This is a genomic window from Calyptranema fuscum S582, assembly GCF_055793305.1.
In genome coordinates this window covers 121,507-146,103 of record NZ_JBSLYH010000006.1, presented here as the reverse complement: position 1 = coordinate 146,103, position 24,597 = coordinate 121,507, and the positions used below count along the sequence as shown (strand labels likewise).

The following is a 24,597-nucleotide window of genomic DNA, read 5'->3' as shown; positions in this document are numbered from 1 at the left end:
CTATGAAATTTTGGAATCATAAAAGTTTATTAGCACAACTGGTAAGTTACTTTTCTGTATTATCGGTTGTAACACTTGGTACCGTAGCCGTTGGCTCTTACTTCCAGGCTCGAAGTTCCCTGGAAAAAGAAGTGATTGATCGGCTTACGGTCGCCACCAAACTGAAAAGCGATCAATTAGATAAATGGGTTGAAAACCAGCGTCGAGACATTTTATTAATTGGGCAAGAATCAGAGATTCGGTCGGCTGTCATGATTTTGTTGACCACCGATTCCAGTCAACCTGCCTATCAAACTGCCTATGCAACCCTTAAGCAGTATACCGATGATCTCATTACCATCAAGCCCAATCTTCGTAGTATTCGCCTGACTCGAAATAGTGGGTTTGTCGTGTTTGCGTCTGATGATCCGACTTTAGTCGGCAAATATCGTCCCCTCGGCGATCCAGCCACCTACTTCACCCGTCAAGGTATCGACACTGTTGTTCCCAACTTTTACCTCTCCCCAACTACTCAAAAAGCTTCGATCACCTTCGCGACACCCGTCGTGGATGACGATGGCATCAAAATGGCAGCATTAATTGTCGATCTCAACTTAGATGAAATCGATACCCTGATTCGAGACAAGACAGGGTTAGGCGAGACGGCTGAAACCTACCTTGTGGGTCGTGCTAAAGCCGAAACGATCTTTATCTCTCGACAACAAAGCGATGATGCCAATCCACAACAACCCGACGGACTCAGCAGCACGGGCATTGACCGTGCCATCAATCAGCAAACGGGCTTCGGTAGCTATCAAAACTATGCGGGTGTTCCAGTGGTTGGAGTCTACCGCTGGTTGCCAGAGCAAAATTTAGCACTGATTGCTGAGATTAGCCAAACTCAAGCCTTTACACCTGCCCGTCATTTAGCCTGGAGCATTCTGGGAATTGGATCTTTGTCATCCGGTGTGCTTCTGGTCGCCATTTATCTACTCTCACGCCGCATTATCAAACCCATCGTCGCCATTAGTGAAACAGCAGCCCGCCTGGCAGAAGGCGATTTAACCCAAACTGCACCCGTCTATACCGAAGATGAGGTGGGTGTTCTGGCACAAACGTTTAACAAAATGGCAGGACAACTTAAGGCGTCTTTTGAAACGTTGGAACATCGTGTCACCGAACGTACCCTTGAATTGGAACAAGCCAAAGAACAAGCCGAAGTCGCAAACCAAGCTAAAAGCGAGTTTTTGGCAAACATGAGTCATGAATTGCGCACACCGTTAAACGGTATTCTTGGCTATGCTCAAATCTTAGGTCGATCCAGAACATTACCCGACAAAGAACGTCATGGAGTCAGCATTATCCACCAATGCGGTTCTCATTTGCTGACGCTGATCAATGACATTCTTGATCTATCTAAGATTGAAGCCCGCAAGTTGGAACTCGATGCTAAAGCGTTGCATTTCCCGTCCTTTTTGCAAGGCATTGTTGAAATCTGTCGGGTGCGTTCGGATCAAAAAGGAATTGGGTTTCACTATCAACCAGATAGTCAGCTACCAGCGGGTATTGTCATCGATGAAAAACGGTTGCGTCAAGTATTAATCAATCTCATCGGAAACGCCATCAAGTTTACAGATAGCGGTTCGGTGACCTTACGCGTTGAATACCTGACATCGCAGCTATCGGCAACTCCATCAGCTCGATTACGCTTTAGTGTTATAGATACTGGAGTAGGGATTGATACAGCCGATATCAACAAGCTTTTTCAAGCCTTTGAACAAGTCGGAGAAAAGCGTCGTCAAGCAGAAGGTACAGGATTGGGGCTAGCAATCAGTCAACAAATTGTGCAGCTCATGGGTGGACAAATTAAGATTAAGAGCCAGTTGGGAGTCGGCAGTGATTTCAACTTTGAATTGGATGTTCCCCTAGCCCATGACTGGAACTATCAACAGACAGCATCTGCTGGTCATATCGTCGGCTATGAAGGTGTACAGCGTTGTATTTTGGTGGTTGATGACCGCTGGGAAAACCGAGCAGTGGTGCTAAACTTGCTGGAACCGCTTGGGTTTAAGGTAATCGAAGCAGACAATGGGCAAGATGGTCTGGATCAATTGCACGCAAGTTTACCCGATTCAGTGCCAGATTTAGTCATTGCAGATCTGGCAATGCCTGTGATGGATGGGTTTGAGTTTCTCAAACAGTTGCGTAGCCAACCTCACTTTACTCATTTAAACGTGATTGTTTCATCGGCATCTGTCGCCCAGTTTGATCGACAAATGAGTTTGGATGCTGGAGGTAACGACTTTCTGGCAAAACCACTACAGGTCGATGATTTATTCAAGTTATTAGAAAAACATTTATCTCTCACCTGGAAATATGAGGAATTCTCTACCCAAGCGGCTCAACCCGCGCCCTCAGAGGTCTCGTCTAATCAAGACTGGACACTACCATCCGTGAAAGATTTACAGGAATTGCTGCAACTGGCTCAAGAGGGACGATTGAAAAAGCTTAGAGATGTGGCTGAACAAGTAAAGAGCAAAGACGATCGCTATCAGCCATTTATCCACCACATCATAAAATTGGCACAGCAATTTCAGACCGAACAAATAGAAAGTTTCTTGCAACAATGCCTGATGCAAGAAAATCTATAGGAGGATAAACCCATGACTTCGCTCACATCTGGATTAATTTTAATCGTCGATGATATGCCCAGTAATTTAGATGTGATTTCTGAAACCTTGAGTTCTGGAGGGTTTGATGTCGCGATCGCCACCAGTGGAGCACGAGCAATTCAGCAAGCAGTACGAAGCAAACCCGATCTAATTTTATTAGATATCATGATGCCCGAGATCAATGGTTTCGAAACATATCAACGGCTGAAGGCAAATCCAATCACGGCTAACATCCCAGTTATATTCATGACGGCTCTAGCCGATATCGATAGTAAAGTGCATGCGCTTAACTTAGGTGCTGTCGATTACATTACCAAACCCTTCCAAGAGCAGGAAGTATTAGCCAGGGTCAAAACGCACGTCACGTTGAATATACTTCAACGAGATTTGGAACGGCTTGTGCAGGAACGTACCGCCGAGCTAGCACAGGAAAAGATCAAGGCAGAGAGTGCAAACCAGGCTAAAAGTGCATTTCTCTCCGTTATGAGTCACGAACTCCGGACACCTCTTAACGCTATTTTAGGCATCGCTGAAAGTTTAAGAGAAGGAATTTTTGGGGAATTGAATCTTACCCAAGATCAAGCTTTATCAACGCTAGAAAAAAGTGGGAAAAAATTATTAGATCTGATCAAAAATATCCTGGATGTATCCAGCCTCGAAGCCGGCAAGATAGAGCTTGACTGCACAACCACGATGATTGAATCTATAGTAGACGATGTCATTCCGTGCATTCAACAACGTGCAGATCTGAAAAATGTTCAACTCATCACAGAAATTCCATCTCATTTGGAACCCGTTGTCATCGACGAACAGCGTATGACTCAGGTTTTATTCAACTTATTAGATAATGCAGTCAAATTTACCCCCACTGGGGGTAGAGTCACACTCAATATTCAACAACAATCATCATCATCACTTACTAAACCCCAAGTATCCAGCACCGAGATCACCCAGACAGATAGTTTTCAGCGTCAGCAAGGTGGCACACCAACGACCTCCTGGTTGCTCATAGCCATAACCGATACGGGGATTGGCATCGCCCCAGAAAATATTACAACCTTGTTTCAACCCTTTGTGCAATTAGATAGTCGTCTCACACGCCAATATGAAGGGTCTGGACTCGGTCTGCTTTTGGCTAAACGTATTGTAGAACTGCATGGAGGAGAGATCAATGTCAATAGCACCCTGGGTCAAGGAAGTTGTTTTACCATTAGAATTCCCTATTAACGAAACGATGATGATATCCACGAAGGGACTAATTTTAATTGTTGATGATACACCCACCAACCTAGATATCATTTCTGAAACGTTGAGTGATGCCGGGTTTGATGTGGCGATCGCCACCAGCGGAGAGCGCGCCCTTCAACAAATTGCCCGCAAACCCCCTAACTTAATTTTACTGGATGTGATGATGCCGGGAATTGATGGGTTTGAAACCTGTCAACGGCTAAAAGCTAATCCAGAAACGCAGGATATTCCTGTTATTTTTATGACAGCTCTGTCTGAACTTAATACTAAGATTCAAGCATTAGAACTGGGTGCCGTCGATTATATTACCAAACCTTTTCAGGAAAAAGAAGTATTAGCACGGGTCAAAACGCATTTGCAACTTCACTATTTAACGCGCAATTTAGAAAGCCAGGTTGCCCAAAAAACAGCGGAGTTGCAAGCATCTCAACTACAGCTTGTACAAAATGAAAAAATGTCTGCCTTAGGGAATCTGGTGGCAGGCGTAGCCCACGAAATCAATAATCCAGTTGGATTTCTGGCGGGTAATATGAAATATGCCCTGGACTATATCGATCGACTTTTTAAGATTATCAATTTATACCAACAAAAATTTCCTGATCCAGATGCCGAGCTTGCAGACCTGTTAGAAACCACCGAATTAGAGTATTTAGTTGAAGATTTACCCAAACTCCTCAATTCGATGCAGCAAGGCATCGATCGCATTCGTCACATTAGCAATAGTTTACGCACCTTTGCCCGAGCCGATATAGATCAAAAACAATCGTTTAATTTGCATGACGGTTTAGATAGCACATTACTGATTCTTCAACATCGGATCAAAGCCAATGAGACACGTCCCATGATCGAAGTAATCAAAGACTATGGAGACTTGCCCAGCATAGACTGTTTCCCTGGACAAATGAATCAGGTATTTATGAATGTTCTGGCTAATGCCATTGATGCATTAGACGAGGCTAGCCAGGATCGTCCGTTTACTAAGAGTCAAGCCCATCCCCCTCAGATTCGCATTCAAACACAGTGGCTCAAGTCAGATCATCCCGACAATCAGCCTTCGAGCAATGGCAAATCGGCACAACATGTTGCCATCATCCGGATTTCAGATAATGGTAAGGGTATGACCGATGCAGTGAGACAGCGGATTTTTGATCACCTGTTCACCACTAAAACAGTTGGCAAAGGAACGGGCTTAGGATTGGCGATCGCCCACCAAATTATTGTTGAAAAGCATGGCGGCACGATCACTGTCAACTCCACACCAGGTCACGGTTCTGAATTTGTCATGACGCTGCCTCTAACATCAGGCATCAGCTAAACCTTACCTTCAAACCATTGGTGCCAAATCATTTGGCAGACAACGGTAATTGTCAGAGTAATCCCACCTCCAACCCAGCCCAATATGGGATTGTAGCTACCACGGCTGAGATTTTCCATCCACAGGTGAGTTCGTTCGGATGACACTAACGCATCTGCGATGACGGGGAAAAGATACATCAAAGATGCACCCACGATGAGCCAGCCCACCATAACAACCAGCAAATAAATAGTTTTGGTCGGAGATTGAGAACCCATAAGCGATCGCAATAGATAACTAAACCTGAGGGTACCATGGAAACACCAGGAGATATAGCCTGATGCCACTTTTAGTGCTGAGCGCTTAGCGTTTAAACCCGCCAGACTGCGTAGAAAAAATCCCTCACAATTTCCTCATGTTTAGTAACTATTATCAAGGTAGCGGTGTGCAAGTTCGTTAAAGACAGAAGCGGTGTTGTGGGACGTGATATGCCCCACAACACCGTACCGAATCAACCCGCACAGCGTTATAGTTAGGGCTACTATTATTAGGGTTTGTTTTAAAAGTTGTTTTTTCGTGTGCGAAGCGCAGAAAAAACAACCCGCTTAGCGAGTTTTAAAACACGCCCTAGATCCTCCAATTGCAGCCAGAATTCGAGGTACTTTGACATTTATCCGGGAGTCGTGGCGTATGAATTATCCCAGCAAAATTATTACGCTTTGGGCTGTTTTCCTTTTAGGCACACTCTTTCATACTCAATTGGGCTTGATGCCATTGTTTCATGGAGCCACAGTGGCACGCCCGGACGTGCAAGATACACCAGAAAAAATTGCACTGGTGCTATGGTTAATGCTGGTATTTTTTGCCCTGCCTCTGTTCGCCATGATTGGGGCACTGTTTACCGATAACCGTTCCTTCCGCATCGGGCATTTTTGGCTAACTATATTTTATTCAGTCCTAAATTTTTTCCATGCTGTGGCAGATTTGACGGTTCCACCCATCGTCTGGTCGCAAATTACGTTAATGTTCATCTTGTTTGGGGTTGGGCTATTGTTAAATGTGGTGTCGTTTCAATGGCTGTCTGTCTGGAAACAGCACCCTCCTCACCCGACGTTAGTGCCCCATACTTAGGAATAGGAATTAAATAACTCCGATGATTTGTTGTACGGGCGAACAGCCGTTCGCCCCTTCAAACGATTCAATATTCGATCTTATTTAATTCACGATCCTTAGGATTGTGGATTTAATCAACCCGAAGATTTATTTTTGGCAGCGCGGCTCCGCCGCGCTGCCAAAAATAAATCTTCGGGTTTTAATTAATTTGTGATCCTTAGGTAATGATGGTTGGGTGCGCGGGCTTTGCCCGCGCACCCAACCATCATTACGTTTTGAGAACTCCCCCGATAGGGTTTCCATGGCGAAGGTGTCGGACTCAGGATTACCAGATCGCCAGCCAATCCCCGATTTTACGGCAATTGACAGAGAAAAAACCCGCCGTTTCTCTCTATTCCGTTGATCTGCACGTCTGCCACAATGGCATTAAGCCATTTCAACTCTAATATTGCAGGATCAATTTCGTTGATCCTGCAATGTTGGCATGGCTGATTTGAGTTTTTGCTGGATCAACGATTGCCAAAATAGCCATGAACCTGCCCCTGCCCACTAATGGCGATCGCATTCCTGAGATTGCCTCCTATCACCTCACCAAACTCTTCTACGAAGGTAGTCGAACTCTGGTATATCAGGGCATCCGTCAGGCAGATCAGCAACCCGTTATCCTGAAATGTTTAAAGGCAAATTTTCCTAGCCTTCACGATCGCCTGCGCCTGCATAATCACTACACCCTTGCAACGCATCTGAATGTGCCAGGAGTAGTGCAACCACTTGGACTAGAACCCTGGGGCAATGGGTTTGTTCTGGTCATGCCAGATCAAGGGTATATCTCCCTTTCAAACTACATCGTCACTCACTCACTGCCATTAGCTGAGTTTTTGGCGATCGCCATTCAACTGGCAACGATCCTGCATGACCTCTATCAGCACCGCATCATTCACAAAGATATTAAACCCTCTAATATCCTGATTCATCCGCAAACTCAACAGATCCAGTTAACCGATCTGGGGTTAGCGTCGCAGTTGCCCCAAGAAACCCAGGAATTAACAGCACTCGGAGTTTTGGAAGGAACACTGGCATATCTCTCGCCCGAACAAACAGGACGAATGAATCGAGGGATTGACCACCGCAGTGACTTTTACTCATTAGGAGTTACCTTCTACGAACTACTAACCGGGCGACTCCCCTTTGAAAGCGACGATCCCTTGGAATTGGTGCATTGTCACCTGGCGACAGAACCAATACCCCCTCATCACCTGCACACGGCATCGCCGCAGCCTACTTCATCCCTATACCCCGCCGTCACACCCGCACCCCATATCCCCGCGACCCTCGGCAAAATTGTCCTCAAGTTGATGGCAAAGAATGCTGAAGATCGCTATCAAAGTGCCCTGGGGTTAAAGACAGATTTAGAAATGTGTTTAGAACACTATACCAGGACTGGAACGATCACCGAGTTTCCGTTGGGGCAGGTGGACGATCTGGCTCAGTTTAGCATTCCGCAAAAGTTGTATGGACGCAATACACAAATACAAATGCTGTTAGATGCATTTGAGCGTGCCAGCCAGGGACGTTGTGAATTAGTCCTGGTAGTGGGCTATTCTGGGGTCGGCAAAACCTCACTGGTGAACGAACTTTTAAAGCAATTAACCCGCCGAAAAGGATACTTCACAGCAGGCAAATTTGACCAATTTCAGCGCAATCACCCCCTAGCTGCCATGGTACAAGCCCATCGGGGTTTGATTCGGCAATTGCTAACCGAAAGTGAAGAACGATTGCAGTATTGGCGCGATCGCTTTCTTGCTTGTCTGGGAGCCAATGCTGCTCTGATCATAGATGCGATTCCAGAACTAGAACTGATTATAGGACAGCAACCCCCTGTACCTGCCTTAGGGGCGATCGAATCGGCAAACCGTCTGGTGCTGACGTTAGAGCAATACGCTCAAGCCTTGCAAAGTCCCCAGCATCCCATTGTTCAGTTTATGGATGATGCCCAATGGGCAGATACAGCGTCGTGTGAAGCCTTGCAAGGCTTCCTACAAAATCCTGCCAACCATCATTGGCTGATGATTGCTGCCTATCGCGATCATGAAGTATCTCCAACCCATCCTTTTATCCAAACGGTTGAAGCGATGCGCCAAGCAGGTGCAATGATTACAGAAATCCATTTGGAGCCATTGGCATTAGCAGATGTAACCCAATTGGTTGGCGAAACACTTCATACATCAACCCCAACGGTTACCCCTCTGGCTAAACTCCTGGTCGAAAAAACAGCAGGCAATCCCTTCTTTTTAGCGCAATTACTCACAACATTCTATGAAGATGGGTTGATCTACTTTAATACAACGTCTCCTACAGGAAGCGAGTGGCACTGGGATCTGGAGCAGATTCAACACCAAGCGAGTAGCGACAATGTGGTTGAACTGATGCTGGGCAAAATTGGCAAACTATCAGACCCAACCCAACGCACCTTGCAATTAGCCGCCTGCATTGGCAATCCATTTGATTTACAAACCCTGGCGATCGTGAGTCAGCAATCGATCTATCAAACGGCTCAGGAATTATGGGAAGCCATTCAGATAGGGCTGGTAGTGCCCGTGGGAGAAGGGTATCGATTGCCGCAACTGTTGAACGCAGATGAAGTTGCAGATATTTTAGCGCAAGGACAGGCGATCGCATACCGCTTCTTACACGACCGCATCCAGCAAGCAGCCTATACACTTATTCCCCTGGAACAAAAACAAGCAACCCACCTCAAAATCGGACAACTTCTGCTCGCTAATACCCACGCATGCAAACTAGAAGAAAAGATTTTTGAAATTACCCATCAGTTGAATCGGGGACTTGAACTGATCATTGATTCAGCAGAGCGAAATCGGTTAGCTCAGTTAAACCTGATAGCGGGTCGCAAAGCAAAACTTGCCAACGCCTACGGCACAGCGATCGCTTATTTAAGTACGGGGTTAATGTTATTGGCTGCCGACAGTTGGCAAAGCCATTACGCATTAACTCTATCTCTGTACGAAGAAACGGCGGAAGTCACCTATCTCAATACCCACTTTGAGCAGGCAGAAACCTTGGTCAGCGTCATTTGGCAACAGGCAACCCATTTATTAGAGCAGGTCAAAGCCTCAGAGCTAGCCATTCAAATCTATATGGCTCAAGGGAAACAACTCAAAGCGATTGAAACTGGATTAGACTTGCTCCCTAAATTGGGCATTCATTTATGGAGTGAAAAAGAAACCCAACCCATCGAATTTCTGCTGCCTTCCCCGTCGGAGCTGGATCAGGTTCCGCCAATGACCGATCCAGAAAAGCTAGCAGCCTTCAGAATTTTGATCGCCATTACACCTCCCATTCATCGGGCAAGACCTGAACTCTTTCCAGGAATCGTGAATGCCATGATGGATCTCTGTACTCGTTTTGGCTACTCAGAATTAACAGCCTATGCGTATGAACTCTACAGTTTCTACTTATGGTCAGTGAAACAAGATTTGGTCGCCGCATATGATGCAGGTAAATTGGGTCTGAGTTTACTAGATCGCTATCACGCTAAGACCGTTGTATCTAAGGTAAATCTGGTGTTTGGGGTTTTTGTTTGCCCCTGTCAAGAGCATATTACCACCTCTCTATCAGCCTTAAAAAAGGGTATTGAAGCGGGCATTGAAGCAGGGGATATTGAGCATAGTAGCTACTGCATCCTTGCTTATTTCAACTATTTGTTTTTGAAGGGAGAACAACTGGAGCTGTTATCCATCGATCACAATAAGTACTTTGACCTCATCCTCAACCTGAAACAAGAACATCCTATTTACGATGCAAAAATCTGGGTACAACTGAGTTTAAGCCTGCAAAAAATCACCCCCGATCCATTGGTATGGGCAGACGAGTTCTTCAATCAAGACGAAGTTCTACCGTACTTTGAAACCCATCATTGCTATCAATCTTTATTTGGATTTCATGTTGCCAAGTTGATCGGGTTCTATCTTCTGGGTGAGTATGATCGTGCCCTGAGTAGTGCTACTAAAGCCGCAAACTATCAGGAAGCTGCCCTAGGGCTGTTGATGCTGGCTGCTCACAATTTTTATGGTTCACTATCGCTACTGGCTCACCATTTTGCTTTGCCCATTGAAGAGCGATCGCATAACTTACAGCAGGTGGCGATCAATCAGCAAAACATGCAGAACTGGGCTAATCATGCTCCTAGCAACTTTCAACACAAATATCATCTAGTGGAAGCAGAGCACTATCGTGTCTTAGGCAATAAGGCTGAGGCGATCGACTATTACGATCGTGCGATCGCTGAAGCAAAAGCCAATGGCTATCTCCAGGAAAACGCCTTAGCCCATGAACTGGCTGCCAAGTTTTATCTCGATTGGGGCAAAGAAAAAGTTGCTGCTGTCTATATGCAGGAAGCCTACCATGCCTATAGCAGTTGGGGAGCCAAGGCTAAGCTTCACGATCTTGCACACCGCTATCCCCACCTTCTAATTCCCATCCTGCAAACAGATCGCACCGTTAGTGCCGCCCAACCTCTATCCAGTTCTTCTTCCAGTAATGATTCTGGAGCCATTGATCTACATGCCTTGATCAAAGCATCGCAAGTCATCTCCGGAGCCATTGAACTCGATCAACTGCTGACGACTCTCCTCAAAATTGTAGTTGTCAATGCAGGTGCAGAAAAATGTGTTTTATTGCTGCAAGACGACCAGGTCTTACGCATCGCTGCCCTTGTAGCATCTGGACAACACCCGCACATCCTATCATCACCAATCCCCCTGGAGCTGAGTCAAGATGTAGCGGCGAGCGTGGTGAATTGGGTCAAGCGCAGTTTAGAATCACTCGTCTTAATAGATGCACGGGAAGATTCTCAGTTTGCCGACGATCGCTATATTCTTCAGCATCAGCCCAAAAGTATTCTTTGCACTCCCATTTTGAAACAAGGGCAATTGCGAGGCATTTTGTACCTGGAAAACAATCTCATACGAGGAGCATTTACGCGCGATCGCCTGGAACTCTTGCAACTCCTCAGCACTCAGATTGCCATCTCTTTAGAAAATGCTCAGCTTTATCAAACCGCCCACACCTATGCCCATCAGTTAGAAACGTCTCTGACCCAACTCCAGAGCAGTGAAACTCGCTTGCGCCACCTGGCAGCCAACCTTCCCGGTATGATTTATCAATTTCGGGTTGCCGCAGATGGTTCTACATCCCTCCCCTACGCCAGTTCCAGGTGTTATGACCTCTATGAAGTATCGGCAGAAGAGATGATGGCAGGCAACTACACTGTTCGAGAGTTTGAGCATCTCGAAGACCGTAAAGCAATTGACCAGAGAACAGCAGATTCCGAACGAACCCTGCAACCATTTCACATGGAATTTCGCATTGTCACGCCATCAGGCAAGGTGAAATGGGTGCAAGCCGTCTCCCAACCGGCTCAACAAGCCGATGGCTCCATCATCTGGGATGGAGTAGTAATGGATATTAGCGATCGCAAAGCCGCAGACGCCCAGCTTCAATCTCAAGCACACCAGTTAGAACAAGCAAATTCTCAATTAGCCGAATATTCTCAAACCCTGGAACAACGAGTCGCAGAACGCACGACCGAACTCTCTCAGGCACTGACCAACCTGCAATCGACCCAAGCCGAGCTGATTCAATCAGAAAAAATGGCGGTACTCGGACAACTGACTGCCAGCATTGCCCATGAAATCAATACGCCCTTAGGGGTGATCCGGGGTGCGACCAACAATATTGTGGCAGCATTTCAGAGCTTGCTTCAGCAATTACCTACCCTCTACCAAACCCTATCCGTGCAACAGCAAACCGACTTTTTGGCGTTAATCAATGTGGCACTGCAAACCCCACAATTGCTCTCAACCCGAGAAGAACGACAATTGCGCCGACGGCTGCAAACCCAACTGCTAGACCAGGAGATTGCCAATGCCCATATCATTGCCTCCCAATTAGCTCAGATGGGTTTGGGATCTGACCTGACGCCCTATGAATCGATCCTGCGTGACCCTGACTGCACGCACATTTTACAGGTGGCGTATAACCTGGTTTTGCAACACTACAGCACACACAATATTCAGCAGGAAGTCGATCGGGCTGCCAAAATTGTCTTTGCCCTGAAAACCTATAGCCACCGTAGTGATGTCAGCGAGACCAGTCTTGTGCCCGTGATTGATAGCATTGAAGTGGCGCTAACACTCTATCAAAATCGCCTGAAACAGGGCATTGAGGTGGTTCGCCACTATCAATCTGATGTGCCTGACATTCTATGTAACCCAGATGCATTGATACAGGTATGGATCAATTTGATTGAAAACGCCTTACACGCCATGGGGCAGCAGGGCACTTTAACCATAGCTGTAACTCAGCAATCTGGGTCGGTGCTGGTAGATATCACAGACTCAGGTTATGGCATTGCCCCAGAAGTGCGATCGCATATTTTTGAGCCATTTTTTACCACCAAACCCCGAGGAGAAGGCAGTGGCTTGGGGTTAGACATTGTTCAACAAATCGTCCAAAAACACGCAGGCGATATTTACGTCCATAGCCAACCGGGGCATACTACATTCACAGTGCAATTTCCTCTACCCAAAACCCACGATCGTTAGAACAAGTAAGCCTATACACGAGCACCGATGCGAAAGGAGAGGACTGATGAGTCAGCCGACCATCATTTGTGTGGATGACGAACGCAATGTTCTACTTACTCTGAGAACGCAATTGTCGCGGCATTTTCCAGACTACGCGATCGAAATTGCGGAGAGCGGAGAGGAAGCATTGACACTGATTGATGAGATTTTCTCTGAAGGGGGCGAAATTCCGCTGGTGATTACCGATCAAATCATGCCGGGAATGAAAGGCGATGATTTGTTGATTGCACTACATCACCGCTATCCCCAAATTATCAACGTCATGCTGACGGGGCAAGCCAGGGCAGAAGATGTAGGCAACGTGATCAATCGGGGGAATCTCTATCGCTTTCTTGCCAAACCCTGGAACGAAACCGAACTTAATTTAACCGTTGTCGAAGCCTTACAGCACTATCAACATACACACAAATTGGTACAACATACCCCTGATGACAAAGAATTGATTTTGGTGGTCGATGATGCTCTCGAAAATTTAGAAACCATTTCTGAAGCCCTGGCAATAGCTGGCTATGATGTGGCGATCGCGACGTCTGGTGAACGTGCCCTCAAACAAACCGAGCACTGTTTGCCCGATCTGATTCTTTTAGATATCGTCATGCCCGACATGGATGGATTTGAGACATGCCGCAGGCTGAAAGCGAATCCTCTGATGCAAGATATCCCTGTGATCTTCATGACGGCGTTAAATGATGACATCAACAAGGTATTTGGCTTAAACCTGGGAGCCGTTGACTATATTACCAAGCCCTTTTCTCTCACAGAAGTCCTAGCCCGCATCAAGGTACATTTGCGATCGCGCCAACTCACCAAAGCTCTGGAACGGCAAAACCAACAATTTCAGCAAGAAATTGCCGAGCGCAAACTCATCGAAGCCGCCTTGCAAATGAGTGAAGAACGCTATCGGTTATTGTCAGAGGTTAGCCCTGTTGGCGTTTATCGCAATGATATCCATGGGCAATGTATCTACGCCAATCCTAAAACACTCGAAATCATTGGGCTGTCGCCAGACGATAACTTAGGCAATGGCTGGCTCAAGCATTTGCATCCCGATGATCGAGAGTGGATGGGCATAGCCTGGGCTAATTTTGTTGAGCAATCAAAGCAGAACCATACTGCCAAATATCAGGTGGAGCCTCGCTATCGTTATCCCAATGGCGAAATTAAATGGGTATACGCTCAAGCCGTGCCCGAACGTAATGCCGCCGGAGAGTTAATTGGCTTCATTGGTTCCATCATTGATATCACAGAGCGCAAGCAAACCGAACAAATCTTGCAAAATCTGGTGGAAGGTACGGCATCCGTTACCGGGGAAGATTTCTTTCCCGTCTTAACCCAACAAATCGCAGCAGCCCTCAATGTCTCCCATGTTCTGGTGACTCGGCTGATCGACGATCAATTACACTCCCTGGCATTTTTTGCCGACCATCAGCACTTAGACAAAATTGCCTATTCACTCCAACCCACGCCCTGTGGACGGTCGGCTGCAACAGGTTGCTATTACTGCGCCGCTGGCGTTCAGGCTGAGTTTCCGCTTGATTCAGAGCTGCAATCATTAAACACGGATAGCTATTTGGGCATCGCCTTACACAACAGCGAAGGAAACGTAATCGGAGTTCTGTGTATTTTCGATCGCATTCCCATTGCCCATCCTCAACGAGCAGAAACCCTGCTGCGGATCTTTGGGGCAAGAGCCGCCGCAGAAATTGAACGGTTACACGCGATCGAAGCCATTCAACAACTCAATACCGATCTAGAGCAACGGGTGCAGCAACGCACGCGGGCACTGCGGCAACAAGCGCAATTGCTAGAGTCAGAACGCCTACGCTTACAGCTGGCGTTAGAAGCGGCTGATATGGGAACGTGGGAGTCTAATCTAGAAACAGGGTTTTGGTCAGAACGAACCGAAGCCATTTTTGGCTATGCCCCTGGCACCTTTCCGGGCGATCGCGATGCCTTCCTGAAACTCATCCATGTTGCCGATCAAGAGCGGGTGTTTCAGGCACTGTCCCATAGTTTTGCCACCCAATCTCCCTACAACATCGAATATCGGATTCACCGCCTGGATGGGGAATTACGCTGGATATTGATGCGCGGTAAAGTCGTCTCGGCTGAATCGGGGACGGGTGTACGCATGGTCGGGGTAGCACTGGATATCACAGACCGCAAACAAGCCGAAGAAGCCATCCGTCTGAGTCAAGAGCAATTGCAATTAGCCCTGGAAGGATCGGGTGATGGCTTGTGGGATTGGGATATTATCACGGGAGAGGCATATCTCAGCCCCCGATGGCTGGGGATATTGGGCTATGAAGTAGGTGAATTACCCGGTCATGTTGATACCTGGGAGCAATTGATTCATCCAGACGATAAACCCTGGTTAATGCAATTGCTCAATGCTCACCTGGAACAGAGTGAAGTCCCCTATCAAGTAGAATATCGGGCGCTGGCTAAAACCGGGGACTGGCGCTGGATTGCCAACTATGGCAAGGTAGTTGCCCGCGACGCAGACGGTAAACCATTGCGCATGGTCGGGTTGCAACGGGATATTACCGATCACAAACACGCCGAAATTGCCTTGCGAGAAAGTGAAGAACGGTTCCGCCAGATTGCTGAAACCATCCAAGAAGCATTTTGGCTGACCAATTCGGATCTAAGCGAGATGTTATATATCAGCCCTGCATTTGAGCGGATTTGGGGATATTCCTGCGCCGACGTTTATCACAATCCCAAACTCTGGTTAGCCTCGCTCCATCCTGAGGATCGCGATCGCCTGGAACACACCATAACCCATTGTCCAACAACAGGCTATGACGAAACTTATCGGATCATTCGACCCGACGGAGAACTTCGCTGGATTCGCGATCGCGCTTTCCCTATTTGCCATGAAACCGGAGACGTTTATCGCGTAGTTGGCATTGCCGAAGATATCACTGCCTTTCGGCTGGCAGAACAAGCCCTGGCAGACCAAAATGTGATCTTACAATCCATCATCGACGGCACACCGGATGTGATTTTTGTCAAAGATCTAGACGGACGCCATGTGATTGTTAATGCTGCCTTTGCCCAACTCTCGGGAAAACCCTTGCAATGGTTCATTGGCAAAACTGATGCAGAGATCTATCCCGCCGATTGGGTCGCACCCATCCGAGCAGACGATCGCCGCATCATGACCACCGGGATAGCCGAGTCATTTGAAGAAATCGCACCCATCGAACACGAACGCAAGACTTTCTTGACCGCCAAATTTCCCTGGCGCGATGCTCAGGGCAACATCATTGGCGTCATTGGGGTGGCACGCGATATTAGCGATCGCAAACGAGCAGAAATGCTGCTCCAAGAGCAGCAACACTTTTTGCAATTGGTTTTAGATAACATCCCTCAGCAAATCTTCTGGAAAGATCGCAACTCTGTCTATTTGGGTGCCAACGTCAGTTGGAGAAAAGCCGTAGGTCTGTCACATCCTGAAACCGTTGTGGGCAAGACAGATCAAGAGATTTTTCATACCGTTACTTCTGATCAATTTCTGGTCACAGATCAGTCCGTTTTAACAACGGGTTTGCCCATTCTCCATCGAGTTAAACGGCGATTGAATCCAGATGGCAGCTACAGCTGGTTGGATGTCAGCAAACTGGCTATCCGTAACGGTGCAGGCGACATCATCGGAATTTTAGGCGTCCTGGAAGATATCAGCGATCGCAAACATGCCGAAGAGATCTTGCAAGTCAATGAAGAACGGTTGCGTTTAGCCCTAACCGCGACAAAACAAGGGCTTTATGATCTCAATTTGAAAACCGGGGAAGCCATTGTCAACGACGAATATGCCACCATGCTGGGCTACGACCCCGCAGAATTTGAAGAAACCAATGCCCGCTGGATTGAGCGACTCCATCCCGATGATTTAGAAAGGGTTAGCCATACCTATCAGGCATATGTCGCCGGAGACCTTAAAGAATATAAAGTAGAATTTCGCCAACGCATGAAGAATGGGGAGTGGAAATGGATTTTGTCGTTGGGCAAGATCGTTTCCTGGGATGAAGCAGGGCAACCCTTGCGGATGTTGGGCACCCATACCGACATGAGCGATCGCAAACGAGCCGAAGCCGAACTCCAGGCAGAGCGACTGCGGTTACAACTGGCATTGGATGCAGCCCAAATGGGCACCTGGAGTTGTAGCCTTCAGACGGGACAGCTCATCTGGTCAGATCGTGCCCACGAAATTTTTGGCTTTGCACCCGGTTCTTTTCCCGGCGATCGCGGTACGTTCCTTGCCATGATCCACCCAGACGACCATGACCGGGTAACTCAGGCGATCGCCCATACGTTTGAAACAGGGGCACCGTATCAGATTGAATATCGGGTTTACCGTCGAGATGGCGAACTTCGCTGGGTGGCAGTATGGGGCATCATTCCTGCTACTCTCAACCCACAGGAATGGCATATTGTCGGCGTTGTCACCGACATTACAGAGCGTAAACAAGCCGAACAAGACTTGCAAAACAGTCAAGCCCGCCTGGCGGAAAGAAATGCCATTTTGCAATCTATCATCGAAAGCACCCCCGATGTGGTGTTTGTCAAAGATCAAGCAGGGCGAATTGTGATTGCCAATTCTACGTTTGTCCAATTTTTTGACCAATCCTTAGCAGAGCTTCTGGGTAAGGATGACGCAGCCCTCTGGCCTCCTGACATGGCACATCAACTGCGTCAGCGAGATCTGCACATTATGACCACAGGAATACCTCAAACCTTAGAGGAAACCGTCCCCCACCCCGACGGCATCCGCACCTATTTGACAACCAAAAGCCCCTGGTATGATGCCGAGGGTACTATTATTGGCACGATCGGGCTATCGCGCGATATCAGCGATCGCAAACGTACCGAGTTAGCCTTGCAAGAAAGTGAAATGCGGTTTCGCCAGATTGCCGAAACCATTAATGAAGTCTTCTGGCTGGTTGACCCTGCAACCAACGAGATACTTTACATCAATCCTGCCTACGAACCTATGTGGGGGCAACCTCGCAGCAAACTGTATGCCGACGGCATGGCTTGGCTCAACGATGTGCATCCCGACGATCAAGATGCGGTCAAGGCACTGTTACCGCGTCAAGAAATCGAAGATCTGATGTTTGAATATCGCATCATTCGTCCAGATGGTGCCATTCGCTGGATTCGCGATCGCTCTTCCCCAATCTACGACGAAGCCGGAAACATTCACCGTATCGTCGGAATTGCGGAAGACATTACCGACCAAAAGCAGGCAGAAGACTTTCTCTTACAGGCGAATGCTGAATTAGAAACCCGAGTTGAAGAACGGACGCTAGAACTAAAAGCCGCCAAAGAAATTGCTGAATCTGCCAACCGCGCCAAGAGCGAATTTTTAGCAAATGTGAGCCACGAATTACGCACGCCTCTCAATGGCATTCTGGGCTATACCCAAATTTTGCAACGGTCTGACCATTTAAGCGATCGCGACAAAACGGGGTTAGATGTTATCCATCGCTGTGGGTCGCATCTCTTAACCCTGATTAGCGATATCCTCGACCTCGCCAAAATTGAAGCCCGCAAACTAGAACTGTATCCCAGCGCCTTCCATCTCTCTCTGTTCCTCCACGATCTGGCAGATATTTGCTGTATTCGAGCCGAACAAAAAGAGATCCAATTTACGTTTAACGTACTCTCAGACCTACCCGATGGCATTTATGCCGACGAAAAACGCCTGCGGCAAGTGCTGCTCAATCTCCTCAGCAATGCCATTAAATTTACCGATCAGGGCAGCGTCAGCTTTAGTGTAGAGATGATCGGTCACAATACATCGCTCTCTGATCCAGCCAGACCTGATCCCGACCCAGCCGATCCCACCCAACCCCCCACCCGACCGAATGCCACCTTGCGCTTCCAGGTACAAGATACCGGAATTGGCATCCACCCAGATCAACTCGAAACCATTCTGCTACCCTTCGAACAGGCAGGAGATCTGATGCATAAAGCCGAAGGTACAGGTCTGGGCTTAGCCATCACCCAAAATTTGTTAGCGATGATGGGTTCCCGACTCGACATTCAAAGCCAACTGGGGCAGGGTAGTCTCTTTAGCTTTGAGCTTCAGTTACCCATCGTGTGCTTAGAACAAGCAACCTGCAACATCTCTCCTTGCAACATTATTGGATTTGTTGGCGAACCCCGCAAAATTCTCATTGTGGACGACCAGCTAGAAAATCGCCTGGTTTTCCGCAATTTGCTTCAGCCGTTAGGGTTTGCTTTATTTGAAGCCAATGATGGGCAAACTGGTTTAGATTTGGCGATCGAGACCCAGCCCGATCTGATCATTGCCGACTTGATCATGCCAGAAATGGATGGATGGGAAATGATTCGTCTCTTGCGGCAATGCCCCGGAGCCCAAGCAACCGTGGTGATCACCTCTTCGGCGAGAGTCTTTGATGCAGACAGGCAAGAAAGTTTGGCAGCCGGAGCCAACGACTTTCTCCCCAAACCCATACAGCTAGACACTCTATTAGATCTAATACAAACCCATCTAAACCTGACATGGATCTATCAAAGCTCTCCAACACCAGCTAACCCACAAGAGCATGGGGAGACGAACATCACCCCATCCAGCCTGGTGACGCCCCCAATCGATGTACTGGAGCAATTATATGATTTAGCTTTGCGGGGTAACTTACAACGATTATTAGCGGTGATCAGCGACCTTGAACAATCTGATGCCCAATTTACACCCCTGGCAAACGAACTTCGATCACTGACAAACCACTTTCAAATTAAGAAAATTCAGAAGTTACTGAATTCACTCAGACCTCAAAGTGATAAATGATACACCCCAACAGGATTTTCTATGGATAAGGAATTAAAATAGTACAGAACTATATGTTTCGCGCTCGGCTAAACCCAGATGTTTTTTGAAAGCCATACGGAGCGTAGCTTTCAAAAAAACATCTGCACTCCACTTAATTGGAAATTGCTATAGAGTATCTACCGGAGGCACAAAGCCCTCCCGACCGTTCCAATCCTCTTCAAGAGCAATGGTTACCCCGTGGAGAGGCAGGGGATCTTATGCCTGACTGGGCACGATTTCTATCCCCTCTCTCAACTCTCGTTCTAGATCAATCGGCACCACTCCTCAGGATTCAACGTAGCATTTAGAACTGATATTCTATGACCGACATAGACAGAGAACAAGCCACAATTCTGATCGTCGATGACATTGCAGACAATCTGCGAGTGTTATCTCAGTTATTGACCCGCGAAGGCTGGGAAGTTTTGATTGCCACTAACGGAGAAATGGCGATCGAGCAGGCTAAATATGCCCAACCGGATCTGATTTTGTTAGATGTGTTGATGCCGGGGATCGATGGCTTTGAAACGTGCCAGCAGCTCAAAGCGAGCCCTCAGGTAGATGAAATTCCTGTGATTTTTATGACCGCCCTGAATGACATGGTCGATAAGGTCAGGGGGTTTTCGGTAGGAGCCGTGGACTATATTGCCAAGCCGGTGCAGATTGAAGAACTGTTGGCGAGGGTCAAAGTACATTTACAAATCCGTAGCCTGACCAAAAAGCTAGAGCAACGCAACAAACTCTTGACCCAAACCAATGATGAACTGGTCAGAGAAATCGTAGAGCGCCAGCAAGCCGAAAAAGCGATTAAGCAGAAAAACCAGGAGTTGCAAACAGCATTGCGACAACTTCAGGATGCCCAAACGGAACTCGTACAATCTGAAAAAATGGCAGTTTTGGGTCAACTGGTGGCTGGGGTTGCCCACGAAATTAATACGCCGTTGGGGGCAATTCAGGCATCCATTCACAATATCAGTGGGGCGCTAGACCACTCCTTAGCACAGTTGCCCTGGATAGTTCGACAACTGTCTCCCCAGCATTGGGTTGACTTTTTGTCGCTGTTGAAGAGTGTGCAAACTAACCAGGAGTTCCTTTCGTTTCGGGAAGAACGCCAACTCAAACGCCGACTGAATGAAGAACTGAAAACCCTGGCGATCGCCAATTCTGAAATCGTTGCAGATTTTCTCAGCAGAATGGGTATTTCTGAAAGTGTTACCTCCTGGCTTTCTTTGCTGCAAGAACCCAACAATCGTTTTATTTTAGAAACTGCCTATAATCTATCCGCCATCCAAACCAACAGCCAAAATATCAGCCTGGCTATTGAGCAGGCAACCAAAATTGTCTTTTCGCTCAAGAGCTATGCGCGCTACAACGCCGATGGCAAAATGACCTATGCCTCGATTACAGAGGGGATCGATATTGTCCTGACCCTTTACTCTAATTTATTAAAGCAAGGAGTAGACGTCCACAAAACCTACCATCAACATCCCAAAATTCTTTGTTATCCTGAAGAACTAAATCAAGTCTGGACTAATCTGATTCATAATGCGATTCAAGCCATGCATCATCGAGGTCGATTGGAGATCATAGTGTCGGAGCAAAAGGACGATGTGATCGTACAAATTATTGATTCCGGTGATGGCATTGCACCCGACATCCAGGCACAAATCTTTGAGCCATTTTTTACCACCAAACCCATGGGAGAAGGGACGGGTCTGGGGCTTCATATTGTCCGTAAGATTATTGAAAAACATCGAGGCAAGATTGAGGTAGAGAGCACACCGGGGCGAACCCAATTAACAGTCTGGCTACCCATCCAACCTGTCACCCTCCTTTCTTAACACCCTTTGAATGCAAGTGCTGAACTGCCAACCGGAGATCTCCAAATGACCGACCCCAGACTTCAACCGACTATTATTTGTGTTGATGACGATCGCACTGTGCTGGTTAGTCTGAGAGATCAGCTCACTCGAAATTTGCACAACACCTACAACATTGAGCTGGCAGAAAGTGCGCAAGAAGCACTGGAATTACTCGACGAACTCAACGCCGATGGCATTGAAGTACCGTTGGTGATTTCTGACCACATCATGCCCGGTATTAAAGGCGATGAATTATTGATTCGGGTTCATTCCAAATATCCCAAAATGTTGAAAGTATTATTGACGGGGCAAGCCAGTGCTGATGCCGTTGGCAATGCGGTCAATGGTGCCTGTCTCTATCGCTACATCACCAAACCCTGGGATGATACCGACCTGAATTTAACCGTTACAGAAGCCTTGCGGCGATATCACCAGGATCAAGAATTGGAATTGTCTCAGCAAACCTTACGCCAGAGTGAAGAACGCTTCCGCCAACTGGCAGAAAGTATTGATGAAGTATTTTGGCTGACGGATGTTGAGCAGCAACAAATTATTTATATCAGCCCCAGTTATGAGCGGGTTTGGGGACAACCCTGCGCCATGCTATATCAGTCACCCCAGGCATGGTTTAAGGCTATTCATCCCGAAGATTGCGATCGCATTCGAGCTTCTCTCAGTAAACAAGTCCTGGGCAAATATGACGAAGAATATCGCGTGATTCGACCGGATGGTGAAATTCGTTGGATTCGCGATCGCGCCTTTCCCGTATTGAATGAAGCAGGCAAGGTTTATCGGATAGCCGGCATTGCAGAAGACACCACCCAACGCAAACAACTAGAGCAAAAACAAGCACGCTTGTTAGCCATTCTAGAAGCATCTCCAGATTTTATTAGTATTGCCACTAATGATGGACAAATTATTTGGCTAAATGCGCCCCTGAGACGCCTCCACAATCTATCTCCCAATCATGATTTTTCGCATCTCAAGCTAATCGACTTTCATCCCCAATGGACTCACGATTTAATTCTCAATCAAGGTCTACCCTTAGCCACAGAAGTCGGGCTCTGGTTAGATGAAACAGCCATCTCGACCCAATCTGGACACGAAATTCCGGTGTCTCACCTGATCATTGCCCACAAAAATGAATCAGGCACGGTAGACTATTTTTCGACCATCATGCGCGATATTACGATGTTGAAACAGGCAGAAGCTGCCTTACGCCAATCAAACAGTGACTTAGAAAGACGGGTAGAGCAACGCACCCTTGAGTTAAAAACCGCCAAGGAAGCTGCCGAAGCAGCTAATGTGGCAAAAAGTACCTTCCTGGCAAATATGAGTCATGAATTACGCACCCCCCTGACGGCGATTCTTGGCTTTACCGAATTGTTATCGCGGGATCATTCCATTAGCCAATCCCAACGGCAACAGATTGAGATTGTCAATCGCAGTGGTGAGCATCTATTGCGGTTGATCAATGACATTCTAGAAATGTCGAAAATTGAAGCCCGCTTGGTGATATTTAATCCGGTCGAATTTGATCTCTATGCCCTGTTAGATAGTTTGCAAGGCATGTTTCAACTGCGAGCGCAGGCAAAGGGCTTAAAACTGAGTTTTGCCCCGGTTCCTGACTTACCTCGCTATATCCAGACCGATGAAAATAAGTTGCGCCAGATCTTGATCAATTTGTTGGGAAACGCGATCAAGTTTACGCAGCACGGTCAGGTTACGTTACGCATCAAGCACTATCCGGTGTCTGTCCGACCGCTTGATAAAGAAGCCGTTACGGTGGCAGATATCCTCAAATTTCCAGATCTAGATTTAAGCTTTGAAGTCGAAGATACTGGCGTAGGAATTGATCCCGATGAGTTGGAGTACTTGTTTGATCCCTTCGTCCAATCTAGAAGTGGACGCACTTTGCATGAGGGAACTGGGCTGGGGTTATCAATTAGCCAACAGTTTGTCTATCTCATGGGGGGCAATTTGCTGGTGACAAGTATGCCCGATCAAGGTGCATTGTTCCGGTTTGATATCCCCATCAAGTTGGTTCAGCGCACGGATGCCTTAGCCACCCTGCCGAAAGAAAGGGCGATCGCCCTGGCGTCCGACCAACCCACCTATCGCATCTTGGTGGTTGATGATCATTGGGCAAGCCGACAGGCATTGGTGCAATTGTTGCAATCCGTTGGCTTTGAAGTACAGGAAGTCAACAATGGCAAAGAGGCGATCGCGTCCTGGCAGCGCTGGCAACCCCATCTGATTTGGATGGATATGTGGATGCCTGTAACCGATGGCTATGAAGCAACCCATTGGATTAGACGAGAAGAGAGCAAACGCACCAAACAACAACCCGCTAAAAAACGTACGTCATCGCGATCGCGGAGTTCGTCTCAGTCTCCAGCTTCATTATCCCTGTCTCCAACCAAAATTATTGCCATTACAGCCAGTGTATTTGAAGAAGATCGCACGAAGGTTTTAGCCGCAGGCTGCGATGACTTTGTCCGCAAGCCGTTCCAGGAAGCCATGATTTTAGAAAAAATGGCAGAACATTTAGGGGTGCGGTATGTCTATGAGTCGCCCAATTCAGAACGGGTTCTACAGCAGGATTCGTCGATTCCTACTGCGTCCGAGCCATCACTGCTGGCAATGGCATCCCAGTTTGACATCACTCCAGATGCTCTCAAAATTATGCCTACTGAATGGATTGAAAAATTCCGGCAAGCGGCGATCAGAGGTTCTGACCAGCAATTACTCAAACTTCTGCAACAAATTCCCGAACCTCATGCAGATCTGGCTCGCGCCCTGACCCATTGGATCAATAACTTTCAATTTGATTACCTGCTCAACTTAACCCAACCTTAAATCCGGTCTGCATCGCTTCATCCAGCTATGAAATTTGGTGAGAGAGCCGCGCTCCGCGCGGCTC

At 47.4% G+C, this 24,597-nt stretch carries 9 protein-coding genes; 8 read left to right on the top strand and 1 reads right to left on the bottom strand.

Annotated features, from left to right (window positions below):
• Positions 1-2 precede the first annotated feature (2 nt).
• The 3 genes from ACR6Z4_RS06450 to ACR6Z4_RS06440 are packed head-to-tail and all read left to right on the top strand — an operon-like array spanning position 3 to position 5,214.
• Positions 3-2,630 (top strand): hybrid sensor histidine kinase/response regulator, encoded by a 2,628-nt coding sequence (locus ACR6Z4_RS06450; RefSeq protein WP_479716411.1) that lies wholly within the window; start codon positions 3-5, stop codon positions 2,628-2,630.
• 12 nt (positions 2,631-2,642) lie between these two features.
• The gene (locus tag ACR6Z4_RS06445) at positions 2,643-3,878 is read left to right on the top strand and encodes an ATP-binding response regulator (RefSeq protein ID WP_479716410.1); all 1,236 of its coding nucleotides are present in this window, start codon (positions 2,643-2,645) and stop codon (positions 3,876-3,878) included.
• 7 nt (positions 3,879-3,885) lie between these two features.
• Positions 3,886-5,214 carry a sensor histidine kinase gene (locus tag ACR6Z4_RS06440; RefSeq protein ID WP_479716409.1) on the top strand — a complete coding sequence of 443 codons (1,329 nt, stop codon included), beginning with the start codon at positions 3,886-3,888 and terminating at the stop codon, positions 5,212-5,214.
• Here the strand turns inward: ACR6Z4_RS06440 and ACR6Z4_RS06435 are convergent.
• The gene (locus ACR6Z4_RS06435; protein ID WP_479716408.1) at positions 5,211-5,471 is read right to left on the bottom strand and encodes a hypothetical protein; all 261 of its coding nucleotides are present in this window, start codon (positions 5,469-5,471) and stop codon (positions 5,211-5,213) included. The genes ACR6Z4_RS06440 and ACR6Z4_RS06435 overlap by 4 nt on opposite strands.
• A gap of 412 nt (positions 5,472-5,883) precedes the next feature.
• Here ACR6Z4_RS06435 and ACR6Z4_RS06430 point away from each other — a divergent pair, with 412 nt between their 5' ends.
• The 5 genes from ACR6Z4_RS06430 (at position 5,884) to ACR6Z4_RS06410 (ending at position 24,533) form a co-directional block, all read left to right on the top strand.
• The gene (locus tag ACR6Z4_RS06430) at positions 5,884-6,324 is read left to right on the top strand and encodes a hypothetical protein (RefSeq protein WP_479716407.1); all 441 of its coding nucleotides are present in this window, start codon (positions 5,884-5,886) and stop codon (positions 6,322-6,324) included.
• A gap of 512 nt (positions 6,325-6,836) precedes the next feature.
• Positions 6,837-12,929 (top strand): trifunctional serine/threonine-protein kinase/ATP-binding protein/sensor histidine kinase, encoded by a 6,093-nt coding sequence (locus ACR6Z4_RS06425; protein ID WP_479716406.1) that lies wholly within the window; start codon positions 6,837-6,839, stop codon positions 12,927-12,929.
• A gap of 46 nt (positions 12,930-12,975) precedes the next feature.
• Positions 12,976-19,791, top strand: a complete 6,816-nt coding sequence (locus ACR6Z4_RS06420; protein ID WP_479716405.1) for a PAS domain S-box protein — start codon at positions 12,976-12,978, stop codon at positions 19,789-19,791.
• Positions 19,792-20,132: 341 nt separating this feature from the next.
• Positions 20,133-21,653, top strand: coding sequence for a hybrid sensor histidine kinase/response regulator (locus tag ACR6Z4_RS06415; RefSeq protein ID WP_479716404.1), 1,521 nt, complete (start codon positions 20,133-20,135; stop codon positions 21,651-21,653).
• 45 nt (positions 21,654-21,698) lie between these two features.
• Entirely contained in the window at positions 21,699-24,533 is a 2,835-nt protein-coding gene (locus ACR6Z4_RS06410; protein ID WP_479716403.1) for a response regulator, read from the top strand.
• Positions 24,534-24,597: the final 64 nt, after the last annotated feature.

Bases quoted from the DNA above. Each gene is read 5' to 3' on its own strand.
- ACR6Z4_RS06450 (WP_479716411.1), top strand. From the start codon at position 3: ATGAAATTTTGGAATCATAAAAGTTTATTAGCACAACTGGTAAGTTAC.
- ACR6Z4_RS06445 (WP_479716410.1), top strand. From the start codon at position 2,643: ATGACTTCGCTCACATCTGGATTAATTTTAATCGTCGATGATATGCCC.
- ACR6Z4_RS06440 (WP_479716409.1), top strand. From the start codon at position 3,886: ATGATGATATCCACGAAGGGACTAATTTTAATTGTTGATGATACACCC.
- ACR6Z4_RS06435 (WP_479716408.1), bottom strand. From the start codon at position 5,471: ATGGGTTCTCAATCTCCGACCAAAACTATTTATTTGCTGGTTGTTATG.
- ACR6Z4_RS06430 (WP_479716407.1), top strand. From the start codon at position 5,884: ATGAATTATCCCAGCAAAATTATTACGCTTTGGGCTGTTTTCCTTTTA.
- ACR6Z4_RS06425 (WP_479716406.1), top strand. From the start codon at position 6,837: ATGAACCTGCCCCTGCCCACTAATGGCGATCGCATTCCTGAGATTGCC.
- ACR6Z4_RS06420 (WP_479716405.1), top strand. From the start codon at position 12,976: ATGAGTCAGCCGACCATCATTTGTGTGGATGACGAACGCAATGTTCTA.
- ACR6Z4_RS06415 (WP_479716404.1), top strand. From the start codon at position 20,133: ATGACCGACATAGACAGAGAACAAGCCACAATTCTGATCGTCGATGAC.
- ACR6Z4_RS06410 (WP_479716403.1), top strand. From the start codon at position 21,699: ATGACCGACCCCAGACTTCAACCGACTATTATTTGTGTTGATGACGAT.